16 protein-coding genes and 1 tRNA gene are annotated in these 12,592 nt (G+C 41.4%); 5 read left to right on the top strand and 12 right to left on the bottom strand.

Annotated elements, in window-relative coordinates; translation table 11 throughout:
* Positions 1 to 58: 58 nt before the first annotated feature.
* From ABM313_RS23040 to ABM313_RS23025, 4 genes are all read left to right on the top strand, one after another.
* On the top strand, positions 59 to 259 hold the full coding sequence (locus tag ABM313_RS23040) for a hypothetical protein (protein ID WP_434685453.1): 201 nt from the start codon (positions 59 to 61) through the stop codon (positions 257 to 259).
* Between the two features lie 120 nt (positions 260 to 379).
* Complete coding sequence (locus ABM313_RS23035) at positions 380 to 685, top strand: type II toxin-antitoxin system VapC family toxin (protein WP_434688573.1); 306 nt, start codon at positions 380 to 382, stop codon at positions 683 to 685.
* 242 nt (positions 686 to 927) lie between these two features.
* On the top strand, positions 928 to 2,262 hold the full coding sequence (locus ABM313_RS23030) for a transposase (protein WP_434685451.1): 1,335 nt from the start codon (positions 928 to 930) through the stop codon (positions 2,260 to 2,262).
* Positions 2,263 to 2,289: 27 nt separating this feature from the next.
* The gene (locus ABM313_RS23025) at positions 2,290 to 2,526 is read left to right on the top strand and encodes a transposase family protein (RefSeq protein ID WP_434685449.1); all 237 of its coding nucleotides are present in this window, start codon (positions 2,290 to 2,292) and stop codon (positions 2,524 to 2,526) included.
* Positions 2,527 to 2,704: 178 nt separating this feature from the next.
* Here the strand turns inward: ABM313_RS23025 and ABM313_RS23020 are convergent, their stop codons facing one another.
* The 11 genes from ABM313_RS23020 to ABM313_RS22970 form a co-directional block, all read right to left on the bottom strand.
* Positions 2,705 to 3,469 (bottom strand): PspA/IM30 family protein, encoded by a 765-nt coding sequence (locus ABM313_RS23020; protein ID WP_434685447.1) that lies wholly within the window; start codon positions 3,467 to 3,469, stop codon positions 2,705 to 2,707.
* A gap of 17 nt (positions 3,470 to 3,486) precedes the next feature.
* Complete coding sequence (locus ABM313_RS23015; RefSeq protein WP_434685445.1) at positions 3,487 to 4,392, bottom strand: PspA/IM30 family protein; 906 nt, start codon at positions 4,390 to 4,392, stop codon at positions 3,487 to 3,489.
* Positions 4,393 to 4,430: 38 nt separating this feature from the next.
* Positions 4,431 to 5,138 (bottom strand): PspA/IM30 family protein, encoded by a 708-nt coding sequence (locus tag ABM313_RS23010; protein ID WP_434685443.1) that lies wholly within the window; start codon positions 5,136 to 5,138, stop codon positions 4,431 to 4,433.
* Positions 5,139 to 5,380: 242 nt separating this feature from the next.
* Positions 5,381 to 6,145, bottom strand: coding sequence for a PspA/IM30 family protein (locus tag ABM313_RS23005; protein WP_434685442.1), 765 nt, complete (start codon positions 6,143 to 6,145; stop codon positions 5,381 to 5,383).
* 106 nt (positions 6,146 to 6,251) lie between these two features.
* Positions 6,252 to 6,325: transfer RNA gene (locus ABM313_RS23000), tRNA-Met, on the bottom strand.
* A 183-nt stretch (positions 6,326 to 6,508) separates the two neighbouring features.
* Positions 6,509 to 6,991: a CDI toxin immunity protein gene (locus ABM313_RS22995; RefSeq protein WP_434685441.1), complete on the bottom strand. Its 483-nt coding sequence runs from the start codon at positions 6,989 to 6,991 to the stop codon at positions 6,509 to 6,511.
* Positions 6,972 to 7,652: a 7-cyano-7-deazaguanine synthase QueC gene (gene queC / locus ABM313_RS22990; RefSeq protein WP_434685440.1), complete on the bottom strand. Its 681-nt coding sequence runs from the start codon at positions 7,650 to 7,652 to the stop codon at positions 6,972 to 6,974. The genes ABM313_RS22995 and queC overlap by 20 nt, the downstream gene beginning before the upstream one ends.
* Before the next feature lie 5 nt (positions 7,653 to 7,657).
* Positions 7,658 to 8,272, bottom strand: coding sequence for a 7-carboxy-7-deazaguanine synthase QueE (locus tag ABM313_RS22985; RefSeq protein ID WP_434685439.1), 615 nt, complete (start codon positions 8,270 to 8,272; stop codon positions 7,658 to 7,660).
* Positions 8,273 to 8,686, bottom strand: a complete 414-nt coding sequence (arfB, locus tag ABM313_RS22980; RefSeq protein ID WP_434685438.1) for an alternative ribosome rescue aminoacyl-tRNA hydrolase ArfB — start codon at positions 8,684 to 8,686, stop codon at positions 8,273 to 8,275.
* Positions 8,687 to 8,834: 148 nt separating this feature from the next.
* Positions 8,835 to 9,587 (bottom strand): metal ABC transporter ATP-binding protein, encoded by a 753-nt coding sequence (locus ABM313_RS22975; RefSeq protein WP_434685437.1) that lies wholly within the window; start codon positions 9,585 to 9,587, stop codon positions 8,835 to 8,837.
* 143 nt (positions 9,588 to 9,730) lie between these two features.
* A complete protein-coding gene (locus ABM313_RS22970; RefSeq protein ID WP_434685436.1) occupies positions 9,731 to 10,051 on the bottom strand; it encodes a chlorophyll a/b-binding protein in 321 nt (106 codons plus the stop codon).
* 86 nt (positions 10,052 to 10,137) lie between these two features.
* Here ABM313_RS22970 and ABM313_RS22965 point away from each other — a divergent pair, with 86 nt between their 5' ends.
* Positions 10,138 to 11,634, top strand: a complete 1,497-nt coding sequence (locus tag ABM313_RS22965) for a protein kinase domain-containing protein (RefSeq protein ID WP_434685434.1) — start codon at positions 10,138 to 10,140, stop codon at positions 11,632 to 11,634.
* A 91-nt stretch (positions 11,635 to 11,725) separates the two neighbouring features.
* Here ABM313_RS22965 and ABM313_RS22960 read toward each other — a convergent pair whose 3' ends face one another.
* Entirely contained in the window at positions 11,726 to 12,538 is an 813-nt protein-coding gene (locus tag ABM313_RS22960) for a cupin domain-containing protein (RefSeq protein WP_434685433.1), read from the bottom strand.
* Positions 12,539 to 12,592: the final 54 nt, after the last annotated feature.

Below are 12,592 nucleotides of genomic sequence, written 5' to 3'. Positions count from 1 at the left end.
TTCACTTGCAAGCATCTTGCTATAATAGCCGCATCAACTTAGCTCATCAAAAACTTCTATGCTTGAATACAAATCTCAACATCTAGAAACTAGAGTTGCTGCTTTAGAAACAGAACTCGCACAAATGCGACAGATGCTATCTGTATTTGTGCAGAAAAAAACACCTTGGTGGTTAAAAGTCGCAGGTAGCTTTGAAAACGACCCCACTTTTGACGAAGCAAATCGCCTCGGTCAAGAATGGCGCAAATCTGCTGAATAGAGCATCATGTATATTTTTGACACCGATAATCTCAGCCTGATTCAGCGCAATGTACAAGAAGGAAAGCGAATCTTAGCCAAACTTTCAGAGATAGAAAATCCTTAGGTTGCCGTTACCGTCATTACCTACGAAGAGCAGATTAGAGGAAGATTCGCTTTTTTAGCTAAAGCAAAAACATTAGATGAACAAATCTTTGCCTATCAAGGATTACAGCAACTAGCAATCAATTACCAAGCGATCACCATTATCCCTTTTAGCCGTGCATCTGCCCTAGAACATCAACGCTTACGCAAAGCCTATCCTCGTCTAGGAAATATGGATCTCAAAATTGCCGCGATCGCTTTAACAAACAATGCAACTTTAATCACTCGTAACAAATCAGATTTTGGACAAATTGTAGAGTTATCCATAGATGACTGGTCATAACTTATCTGTCCTTGCTTTTTGTGGTGATTTTTGACGTTGCGAGATTAGGGGCGGAGGAAGTTCTAATATAGCCAAATCAATTTGTTGAATAGTCATCGTTTTAGAGTTCTATAAAAAATAATTAGGGCTTACTGACAAAGCAAGAAAAGCATACAAGCAATGGTTTTCAAGGAGAGCGAAAACTGATAAAATGCAAGGAAAAGCAAGAAAAGCAAGAAAAACCCTTGCACAAATAAAATTGCATGTACCGACAATCCCCCACAGGACAGCTATCATTCGAGAACTTCTACTTACCATTTGGCGGCAAACTGTCAGGAGAAAATCGATGGGTAAGATTAGCAGAACTAGTACCGTGGGAACAATTTGAGAATGAATATGCAGCGCAATTTAGTCAAGGACAAGGAGCGCCAGCAAAACCATTTCGGATGGCACTTGGGGCGCTGATCATCAAAGAGAAGCTAGGAACAAGTGACGAAGAGACAGTAGAACAAATTCGTGAGAATCCATATTTACAATACTTCCTAGGCTTATCAGAGTACAGAGACAAAGCCCCATTTGAAGCAAGCATGATGGTACATTTCCGCAAACGATTGAATCTAGAGATCGGGGGCAGAATCAACGAACGGATAGTGAAACCCCCTAAAGAGTCGGGACAAAAAGAGATAGTAGAAAAGCAGGACAAGAAAGAAGAGAAAAAAGAAGACAAGAAAGAGAAGTTAGAAGAGCAGAATATAGAAAAGGAACAGAAAGAACCAGAACCAGCAAACCAAGGGAAACTGCTGCTAAATGCAACAGTCGCGCCAAGCGACATCCGTTATCCCACTGACATCAAACTGTTGAACGAAGCAAGGGAACAAACGGAAATAGTGATTGATGCTCTTTACAAACAAGTGAAAGAACAATTAGCGAAGAAACCACGCACCTATCGACGAATTACGCAACCTCATGTACGTCCGATGGTCAGAGGTAAGGCAGGAACACCTGTGGAGTTTGGCGCTAAACTCTCGGTTAGTTGTGTCGATGGTCATGCATTTCTCGACCATCTCAGTTGGGATAACTTCAATGAATCGGGGGATTTGCAGCAGCAAGTAGCATTGTTTAAATCTCGCTTTGGACATTATCCTGCAGCGGTTTACGTTGACCAGATTTACCGCACTCGCAGCAATCGGGCCTATTGTCGAAATCTCGGTATTCGGATTACCGCTCCGCCTTTGGGCAGACCTGTACCCGATGATTTAGCGGCTATTCGTAAACAAACTCTTGATGATGCTAAGGTGCGTAATCAAATTGAAGGTAAGTTTGGGCAGGCTAAACGACGGTTCAGTTTAAATCGTGTCATGTCCAAGTTGGCAAATACTTCGGAAACCGCGATCGCTATCACTTTCTTGGTGATGAATTTAGATGCGCTGCTCAAGCGGATTATTTTTTTCGGTTTTTCTTGGTTTTTGTTTTGCTGGCAACTCTTTGTTCTTCCTTCGCGGAAACCGCTCTTTAACTTTAATTCTTTTTCTTGGCAATTTCCTTGTAGACACTCAAAGTATTATCCCCTTCCTCTTTGCACACTACGTTCCCCTTAGTCTCTTTTTCAGCAAGCCCTAATTATTTTGCAACCAAAGAAGAAACCCCGTGGTGGCGAGTTGACTGATGCGGAAAAAGAACGTAACCGACAGATTTCCAAGCAGAGGATTGTTGTCGAGCATCACATTGTTGGTGTGAAAAGGTCACGTATTGTCCACGATACTTTTAGAAACCGAAAACTGAACTATGACGATGTGGTTATGGAAACTTCTTGTGGGTTACATAATTTTAGGGTCACAATGAGACAGAGGAAGTCTGCTTAGTTTCAGGGATATGATTGGAAACTTCACCTTTGATTTATCTCTTCCTTATTTCCGATTAAGTCTTTTATTCTCAGCAATTCATCTAGCAATTCTTTGCGTATATTCATCGGTTTTAGTGTTAGTAATTGTGTGTCTTGGTTATCTCTCTGTAAACTTCCTAGGCTTTACACAGATTAATTTACACTCTCGAGCAAGACTCCATTATTTTTGCCTTAAGTGCTGCTAGCTCAGAATCAACACCAGATTCTAGCGGTGGCAACTTTATAAAATAATCGGGTATTGTTGTGTCATCCCTAATTTTGCCTTGGATAGATATAAAATTTTTCTTGAGTGCATCGATTTGCATCAATTGTAAATCAAGTTCAGATTTCAAAGTTTCTGCCAAACTCCCATAGTTTTCTTTTTGCTTTAGATTTTCATTTGCGAGATTTTCATCGCCATTTTGCAAAGCTAATAGCGATCGCTGATCCCACTCTTGTAATTGCAAAGTACATTGATTATATTCAGCCTCTTTGAGTTTGAGAGTTGCAATTAATTGTTCAAGGATTTGACGTAATTGCACCAATTCTGTTTGCATCTCAATGACTCTCTTGAGCACTTCTACCTCCTGAGCCATATAATCCAAACGAGAATTTAAAGTCATCGCTGAATAAAGATGTATTTTCATCTGACTAAGCGCTTCTCTAGCCAGATTTTCATCTCCATTTTGGATGGCTAATATCGCTCGTTTTTCCCACTCTTGGGCTTGATTGGCGCTTTGATTGGATTGTTGCTCACGAAGATTTAGATCTGCTATTGATTGCACGAGTTTTTGGCGATATCCCGCCAAAATTGCTTGCATGTCATTAATTGATAGATCCAGAATTTTTTCTGGATCTTCAGCATCCATCCTTGCTTTAATCTTAGCTTTTATCAATATTCCAATGCGATCAAGTACTCCCATAACCTTCTCCATTTTAGTTAACCCAATTGACGGCGTAGAGATTCTATCTCATCAGCGATCGTTGCTTTAACACTAGGTTTAGCTACATCCGATGGAGGTAAAGCACCTTGAGGCGCAGGGCTACTGGAGAGTACCTTCGCCTTGAGAGCCGCGTTTTTATCCTCAATCTCACTGCCAGCTTCCAATTTGATAAACTTAGATTCGAGATCATCCTCAGAACTAGCACTAGCTAATAATACCTCTTGCAGCCGCGCACGATCCTCCAGCCGCCGAAAACTCTCTTCCACGCACTCAACGGTAGTAGCAGCCGAATTGGTATTCACTTTGCCCAACATATTGTTGAGGTATTCTTGGTTTTTTTCCTGTAAAAACTGCGCTTTGAGCATTTCTCTCTTGGTTCTTGCCTTGCTTTCGATCGCAATCAAATTTTTCTTGAGCGTTTCTACCTGCACCGACTGCTGATCCAATCCAGCTTTTAAAGTCGCCGCCAAATCTTTCCGCACTTTGAGGATTTCTTTCTCGGTTTTTGCCTCAGCAACCTTGCTTTCGATCGCTATCAAATCTTTTTTGAGCGTTTCTACCTGCCGCGACTGCTGATCCAAACCAGCTTTTAAAGTAGCTGCCGAATCAGCATGGGTTTTGTTATAACTAAGTGCTTCCCTAGCCAGATTTTCCTCTCCCTTTTGGATAGCTAATATCGCCCGTTTTTCCCACTCTTGGGCTTGAGTTGCGCTTTCTTTATATTGTTCCTCTTGAAGTTTAAGCAATGAGATCGATCGCATGACAGCTTGGCGTAATTTCACTAAATCTCGTTGCATGTCATTAATTGACTGTTTCAGGATTTTTGCTGGATCTTCAGCTTTCGCAACTATTGCATTTAGATTGGATTTGACCAACATGCCAATGCGCGTGATTAATCCCATTACCTTCTCCGTTTAAATTAACTTAGATTGCGCTTATCCTATTTAGCCGCATCCGATGGAGGCAAAGCACTTTGTGAAGCAGAACTCACAATCATTATTTTGGCTTTAAGCGCAGTTAATTCGTCATCAATATCGCTACCTGATTCTAATTGTGTAAACTTAGCCCCTAGTTCATCAGCATTGAGTTCAGCAGTAGCACATGCCAAAGCTTCTGCTTTTAAAATCTTCTCTTCCATGCGGGCAAAAGTAGCTTCTGCCGAATTAGTATTTACATTGCCAAGTATATTGTTGAGCTTTTCTTGAGACTTACTCGTTTGTAAACGGACTTTAAGCAATTCTTTCTTCGATTTTGCCTCCGCAATTTTACCTGCGATCGCAGTTAGATTTTTCTTAAGCAACTCCACTTGCCCTGTTTGTTGTTGTAAGCCAGCTTTTAGAGTATTCGCTGTTTCAGTGTGCGTCTTTTTGCGGCTGAGTGCTTCCTTAGCTAGGGCATCATCCCCTTTTTGGATAGCCAACATTGCTCGTTTCTCCCATTCTTGAGCCTCTGTTGTACTTTGGTTGTATTGTTGCTCTTGGATTTTTAATGATGCGATCGCCTGCGCGGTAGCTTGGTGCAATTGCGCCAAATCTTCTTGCATATCAAAGATCAATTGCTCCAGAATCTTTTCAGGGTCTTCAGCAGCCGAGACAATTGCATTTAGATTGGACTTGAGCACCATAATAATGCGTTCAGGTAGTCCCATAATCCTTTCCTTTGTCCTAAAGAGTGAATCCTCTACATAATATCATGAGCAAGTTTTTAGCTTTTTCTCCTTTTATAGCAACAATACCAAAGAACAAAATGGCTACGCTATTTTGTTCTTTGGTATTAAAACAAGTCACAACTAAAAAATAAGAGTCAGCGCTTAGCGCTGACTCTTATTTTTTTAGTTGTGACTTTCGTTGATGTTAATTAAAAAACGTCTTGTAAATTAACTTCGAGCGATTAACCCATTTGACGACGAAGAGCTTCAAGCTCAGCATCGATCGCTGCTCCGACCGTTGGCTTTGCTGCATCCGATGGAGGCAAAGCACTTTGAGTTGCAGGGCTACCTGTCATCATTTTTGCTTTGAGTGCAGCTAGTTCATCATCAACCCCACTGCCAGCCTCTAACTGAGCAAACTGAGACTCAAGGTTGTCCATGCCAAGTTCAGAGCTAGCACTTGCCTTAGCCTCAGCCATTAATACACGCTCTTCCATGCGCTCAAAGGTTGCAGCGGCTGAGTTAGTATTAACCTTACCCAACATATTGTTAAGGTTTTCTTGAGCCTTAGCCGACTGCATACGCGCCTTGAGCATCTCTTTCTTGGTTTTTGCCTCAGAGATCTTGCCTTCGATCGCAATTAAATTTTTCTTGAGTAGCTCTACCTGCCCTGACTGCTGATCTAAGCCAGTTTTCAAGGTTGCCGCCGAATCAGCATGAGTTTTCTTACGGCTAAGAGCTTCCCTTGCTAGGTTTTCATCTCCTTTTTGGAGAGCTAGCATCGCCCGTTTTTCCCACTCTTGTGCTTGAGATGCACTTTGATTATATTGTTGCTCTTGGCGCTTCAAAGCAGCCATTGATTGCGCGACAGCTTGGCGCAATTGCACCAAATCTTCTTGCATATCAATGATTGATTGCTCCAGAATTTTTTCTGGATCTTCAGCAGCCGTAACCATTGCATTTACATTGGACTTGACCACCATACCAATGCGATCGAGTAATCCCATAATCTTGTCCTTTGTCTTAGGGAGTAAATTGTCTACATACTATCATGAACCCCATAAAAGTATAGGCGGCGCTAAGCGCCGCCTATACTTTTATTTTTTATTATTATAGCAGCTCCGGGATTTGAACCCGGGACCTACGGATTATGAGACCGTCGCTCTAACCACCTGAGCCAAGCTGCCGTGCGTTTCCTAATATAGCATAGCTGATGTAAATATTTTGCAATGTTAGCTCGCTAATTTTGCTAAAAAAACGTCAGTTTGCCATTGGCGGCGTGCAAAGCACGACACAAACGACTATATAGAATTCGCGTTAAAAAAGTGAGATGCGTTGCAGTGTTTTGCACTGCAACGCATCTCACTTTTTTAGATTCTGCCATAGCACATAGACCCTTCGTGATAGAACTCCACACACCAACCCGCAACTGGATCAAAAATCCATGTATCCCAATCCTCAAACACAATTGCTTCTAGTGAAAGCTTAACCACATCCAAAGGCATAGCTAGAATTGGTTGAGCAGCAGAGAACCAGACAACATTGACAATAGAATTAGGGAGTTGCTGGGTTTGGCAAAGCTCATGAAATATAGAAGCAGGTTGTTCATGCCACTTCACACAAATATGTCCAGACATTCTATGCCAATCAATCTGTCCAGATTGCCAAGGAAATGATTGACTGAGCCACTGTTCAAGATGATCAGCTTCGGCAGTATTTGGCAAAAATATTTGACATAGATCTAATGGAATCCCTAACTTAATCAAAAGTTGGTGAGCTTCTTTTAGCTGCGATCGCTTTCGGAAATCAGTTAATTTTTGCTTTAGTTTAGCTTTACGCTGCGTTGAGTCCATTAGCTTCAAGTATAGCTTTATCGCGAATCCGACATGAATCGCAAACGCCACAAGGAACTTCACCCCCTTGATAGCATGACCATGTCAAATCAATAGGCACACCTAAAAGTCTAGCGCGTCGGACAATATCAGTTTTAGAATCCATCACTAAAGGAGCAATTAATTTGGGAGCCTTCCCTTTTATGCCAACTTTTGACGAGAGCATAGCTAAATTTTGAAAAGCCTCCAAATAATCTGGACGACAGTCGGGATAGCCTGAATAATCCACCGCATTAATTCCCAAATAGATTGCCTCGGCTCTTTTAGACTCTGCTAGAGATAAAGCGATCGCAATAAATACTGTATTCCTTCCTGGAACATAGGTAATCGGAATCTCACCTGATTGCACGCCTTCCGTTGGCACGGCAATATTCTCGTCAGTTAAAGCAGAGCCACCCCACTGGGCAAGATTTACATCGACAATATAATGCTCATTAATATTCAAAGCGGCAGCAACTTGACGAGCAGCTAGCAACTCGCGTTCATGACGTTGACCATAACGAAAGGATAAGGCGATCGCTTCATAGCCATCCGCGATCGCCTGAGCTGCCACCGTCGCTGAATCCAATCCACCAGACAATAAAATTACTGCCTTTTTGGCGGAATTCCCGATATCTACCATTTTGTTTACCTAACTCCCAATAACTTATGAGTTTGGATACTCACTCGCCAATCTGGATGACTTAATACATATTGCAGTACTAAATCTTTACTACTAGCAGTTTCCCACTCAGCCTGCAAGTATTTCACCACCTTTGTCGAAACTTTCGTCGCATTCTGTTCAGCCCAGATTAAATCTGACTCATCTTTAACTACTACTTTTAATTCACTCACTTGCTCATAAATACTGGCATGAGGATGTTTGAACTGCTTGGGCGAAAAGGTTACCCAGTCAAAATTACCACTAAAAGGATATGCACCTGATGTCTCTAGATGTACTTGTAAATTTTGTAATTTTAACTGCTGCGTTAATTCCTGCAAATCATGCATCAATGGCTCACCCCCCGTAATTACAACGATCGCAGGTTTAGCATTTACGGCTTCATCTACGAGATCCGCGATCGCCATTTCAGGATGCTTTTTCAGATTCCAAGAGATTTTAGTGTCACACCAAGGACAGCCGACATCACAGCCCGCCAAGCGAATAAAAAAAGCATTAGTTCCCATCCATACACCTTCGCCTTGCACAGAATGGAACGTTTCAACAATAGGCAAGTAATTTAAACAATTAATATGATTCATTTACTCGGTAATATTCCCCCTTAAAGCTTTGATTGCCCCACGCTTAGTTTTATCGTCAATCCGTCGGGTTTGAGCGCTGCGTGATGGCTTAGTGGGTTTACGCTTAGTGGGCGTGATCGTCACACTTTGTATTAATAACTGGAGTCGCTTGAGAGCATCTTCTTTATTTTGTTCTTGAGTACGATGTTGCTGAGCCTTGATAATGATGATGCCCTCTTTCGTAATGCGCCGATCGCTTAAATTTAGAAGCCGTTCTTTATAGAGTGGCGACAAAGAAGAAGCATTAATATCAAAACGTAGATGAATTGCTGTGGAGACTTTATTGACGTTTTGCCCACCAGCGCCCTGCGATCGGATGGCAGTAATACTAATTTCGTCGATCGCAATAGATGTATGTTTGGTGATTTGGAGCATGAAATTATCTAAAGCGAGTCGGTCTGTCGATCCTCCCCATTTTATAGCGAAAACCACAATTCTCTTAGGACTTACGCGAAAATGCTTTAAGACCCTTATTTTAGTGTAGGGACAATTCATGAGTTGCCCCTACTCTCTTGTTAGAGAATTAGCAAAATAATAATTCTTCTTCCGCGCGATCGCGCGGATAAATCTGCTCAACCGATGCACCATAGGCGCTCTGAATATTAGCAGGGGTTAAGACTTGACGTGGCGTACCACTAGCAACTAAATGGCGATTGAGTAGGAGTAACTGATCGTAGCGATCGAGGGTATTGCCCCATTCATGGCAACTAATTAGCAAAGTTTTCCCTTCTTGCCTGAGTTCACTGTAAATATTCCACATTAACGCCTCAGTTTTTTTATCCACTGCGGTCATTGGTTCATCCAACAACAAAATATCCGCCTGTTGTGCCAAAGCTCGCGCTAGAAATACCCGTTGTTGCTGTCCCCCCGAAAGATTTTTAATCGGGCGATCGCGTAAATCATCAAGTTCAACACGCTCTAAGGCTGCTCGCACAATTTCCTTAGACTGACGACTCGTTCTACCAAACCAGCCACAGTGCATTGTGCGTGACATCATCACCACATTCCATACGGTCACAGGATAGTCCCAATCAATCTGCGATCGCTGTGGAAGATAGGCAACTTTTTGACGTTGTTGCTTGAGTGATCTTTCATTATAAAAAACTTGACCTTTTTGAGCAGGAATCAGATCGAGCATCGCCTTGAGCAAAGTGCTTTTGCCTGCACCATTGGCTCCAATGAGTCCCACTAATGAGCCAGATGGGATACTAAAGGAAATATTCGATAATGCCGTGACTTCGCGATAGTTCACCGACAGGTTTTGCACTTCAAGCATAGATGCTGATGCTCAAAAAATGATAATCGTTTTCAAAATTATACCTATAATTTAGCCATTCGCAAACAAAAAAAGGCTAGACGCTTTGCATCCAACCTTTTTTTGTTTGAAATGTGTTACTTCGCGCTGTATAGCAAATATCGTTACTCAGCGTCTTTAGTCGCTTTAACTGCGTAGTAACCAAGCAATGTAGCAACTGTAAAACCTGCAAAGAAGAGTGCAAACAAAACACTGATTCCGCCTGTAATGCCAACTTGAGCAAGAATACCTTTACCCGTCAAGACCTCATTAGCAAAACCTGCAACTAAGCCAATCATTGCCATCCGTCCGTTCCAAGTCTCGGCAAAGTTACTGAAACCAAATACGCCTGCCCCTGTAGGATTTACATTAAGACCAACGGTTTTGTTAACAGTCTTAGAAGTATCGTTATCGTTTGACGAATTCTTGATTGGTGTGACTACCATGATTAATTAATTTCCTACAGAAGTTTAATATTAATTAACTAAACTTTACATTTAGCGCAAACAAATGTAAATCTATCGTCAGAAATATGCCCTATTGCCTCAACCCTAACTGCCAGAAGCCAAATAATCCCGAAGGCGGGAGATTTTGCATAAATTGCGGCAAAAATTTGCAGATCAAAGGGCTATATGAAGCGATCGCCTTAATTGGACAGGGAGGAATGGGGCGCACTTTTCGGGCAAAGGATTTAGGAAGACTAGGGCAACCCTGCGCGATTAAACAATTTCTGCCGCAGTTTCGAGAACCTGAATTAATGAAAAAGGCGATCGCCCTATTTGAAAGTGAAGCTGCTCAACTAAAGGTACTAGGCTCACATCCCCAAATTCCTAAATTAATTGCCTATTTTGAAGAAGATGGCTGTCTATATTTAGTACAAGAACTCATCGAAGGCGAAAATCTCTATAACGAGTTACAGAGTCAGGGCATCTTTAGCGAAGCCAAGATTTACCAACTACTAGAAGATATTCTGCCCGTTCTCCAATTCATCCATGATCATCAAGTTATTCATCGCGATATTAAGCCAGACAATATTGTCCGAAAACAGGAAAAAGGAAATAGGAAAAGCTCCAATTCCCAATCACCAATCACCAATTATCCTCAAAGCAATTTAGTATTAGTCGATTTTGGAGCGGCTAAGGCTATTACAAGCAATACAGCCAATCGCACAGGAACTTTAATCGGGAGCGCGGAATATATAGCTCCTGAACAAGCGAGAGGTAAAGCTTTGCCTCAAAGCGATCTGTATAGTTTAGGTGTGACTTGCATTCATTTATTAACAGGGATTTCGCCTTTTGATCTCTATGACGATGTGAGCGATCGCTGGATTTGGCGAGACAATTTACAAACTTCTATTTCCAGTCATCTGGCAAATATCCTCGATCGCCTATTAGCTAGAGCCATTTCCAACCGTTACAGTTCCGCTAATGAGGTATTGCAAGATTTGCACTCTTTAATAAATCTATCTTCAGCTATTGCAATTACTCCTCGTTCCAATTCCAATATTCAAAACTATTCACAGATATATACACAAATACGGCAACTTCAAGAATTGCTCAGTTTAGGTCAATGGAAAGAAAGTGATCGCCTTACGAATAAGATTATTTTAGAACATGCTAATAAAAGTAAAGTAGCCGAACTTAACGCCGATGATATCGATAACATTAGCTGTGATATCTGGATAGCGATTGATCAAGCATGGATGAAATTTAGTAATAATCACTTTGGCTGGAGTACTCAAAAACAAGTTTGGAAGAGTCTCGGTGGAAAGATGATCTATGAAGAAGATACTTATTGGGAATTTGCGAATATCTATGAGAAGTTTAGCGATCGCATCGGATGGCGCAAACCCCGTTGGTTTAATCTGGAATTTTCTCCCAAAATCTGGCGTAAATACGAGAATTTGACCTTTGAGATCGCTGCTCCGCGAGGACATTTGCCAAGTCTATTTTTTTGGGAAGGGTTTAATTTAGTGGATATAGTACTTTACCGCCTAGATATATGTCGTCAAACCAGAGAAAAATCATGAATTACAGTTTATTTGATGAGATACTTCCTTGCTACCCAAGAATTAATGGTGCGACGCTAAGTACCGCACTACTAATTCTTGGATAGCAAGACTAGAAGGAAAGCCCCAAAGCCATACAAGAACTATCTTTGGTAGCACTAAGTTTGTAAGACTCAGTTTTAATTGTCTTCGCAACCACCAACATATCCTTCATGAATCTCCTACCGTCAATATTACAACTCCCTTGAAGAACAAGCAGATAATTCCCTGAGTATGTATAGCCAATCAGTGATGTGCTTTTGATAATTTGAGAACTCATGCCACCCTTAGGATCTAGGGGAATGTTGTAGACCTTAACGCCACTTTTGGGGTTAGTAAATACATATTTTTTTCCCAATTCAGGATCTAACGTGTTGATTTGAACTGGCGTATAGGGCTTGATTTTGTCTATGTTCTTAAAGTCAGGAGGTGCTGCATAGGCAAGGAGAAAGAACCCTGTGCTGTCGGAGACTTTATGACCACTTTCGGGCGGATTGAAATAAAGAGAACCTGTAGGATAAACTCCTTTAGCATCTTTCTGTGAACCACTAATCGTATAGACAGACTCAGTCATCGAATGATAATGCAACCCCACACTCCCATTAGGAATGGTATACCACAGGATACTGATATGTTGAGTATCAGCCTCACCAGAAAGAATCAGCTTCTCTAAGTTAGGTCTAAAGGTAAAAAAGTTATATTTTTTGGGATTCGCGCTAAGTTCCTTGAGATCAATAATAGTTGAGTTACTCAGAGCCGAATATTTGTCTTGGAGTGCGATCGGTGATTTTGGTAAATCCTTCGCTAATGCTTTTGTTGAATTGCAATTAAAGCTGATTGAAAAGAGTAGTCCCAAAGCCACGAGTGGAATTCTAAATAGTTTCATAATCGCTCGCTCCAATTTTGATATTTAGAGAAAATAGATGATCGCAAACTATCA

The organism is Pseudanabaena minima str. Chao 2107 (assembly GCF_051131155.1).
GTDB lineage: Bacteria > Cyanobacteriota > Cyanobacteriia > Pseudanabaenales > Pseudanabaenaceae > Pseudanabaena > Pseudanabaena minima.
The sequence above is the reverse complement of the archived record's forward strand: the minus strand, read 5'-3'. Positions and strand labels throughout refer to the sequence as shown.

What these genes read in the sequence shown, in the direction of transcription:
- ABM313_RS22985 (WP_434685439.1), bottom strand. Translation starts at nt 8,272, where the DNA reads ATGAATCATATTAATTGTTTAAATTACTTGCCTATTGTTGAAACGTTC.
- ABM313_RS23040 (WP_434685453.1), top strand. Translation starts at nt 59, where the DNA reads ATGCTTGAATACAAATCTCAACATCTAGAAACTAGAGTTGCTGCTTTA.
- ABM313_RS22960 (WP_434685433.1), bottom strand. Translation starts at nt 12,538, where the DNA reads ATGAAACTATTTAGAATTCCACTCGTGGCTTTGGGACTACTCTTTTCA.
- ABM313_RS22965 (WP_434685434.1), top strand. Translation starts at nt 10,138, where the DNA reads ATGCCCTATTGCCTCAACCCTAACTGCCAGAAGCCAAATAATCCCGAA.
- ABM313_RS23010 (WP_434685443.1), bottom strand. Translation starts at nt 5,138, where the DNA reads ATGGGACTACCTGAACGCATTATTATGGTGCTCAAGTCCAATCTAAAT.
- ABM313_RS23020 (WP_434685447.1), bottom strand. Translation starts at nt 3,469, where the DNA reads ATGGGAGTACTTGATCGCATTGGAATATTGATAAAAGCTAAGATTAAA.
- ABM313_RS23005 (WP_434685442.1), bottom strand. Translation starts at nt 6,145, where the DNA reads ATGGGATTACTCGATCGCATTGGTATGGTGGTCAAGTCCAATGTAAAT.
- arfB (WP_434685438.1), bottom strand. Translation starts at nt 8,686, where the DNA reads ATGCTCCAAATCACCAAACATACATCTATTGCGATCGACGAAATTAGT.
- ABM313_RS22975 (WP_434685437.1), bottom strand. Translation starts at nt 9,587, where the DNA reads ATGCTTGAAGTGCAAAACCTGTCGGTGAACTATCGCGAAGTCACGGCA.
- ABM313_RS23030 (WP_434685451.1), top strand. Translation starts at nt 928, where the DNA reads ATGTACCGACAATCCCCCACAGGACAGCTATCATTCGAGAACTTCTAC.
- ABM313_RS23015 (WP_434685445.1), bottom strand. Translation starts at nt 4,392, where the DNA reads ATGGGATTAATCACGCGCATTGGCATGTTGGTCAAATCCAATCTAAAT.
- queC (WP_434685440.1), bottom strand. Translation starts at nt 7,652, where the DNA reads ATGGTAGATATCGGGAATTCCGCCAAAAAGGCAGTAATTTTATTGTCT.
- ABM313_RS22970 (WP_434685436.1), bottom strand. Translation starts at nt 10,051, where the DNA reads ATGGTAGTCACACCAATCAAGAATTCGTCAAACGATAACGATACTTCT.
- ABM313_RS22995 (WP_434685441.1), bottom strand. Translation starts at nt 6,991, where the DNA reads ATGGACTCAACGCAGCGTAAAGCTAAACTAAAGCAAAAATTAACTGAT.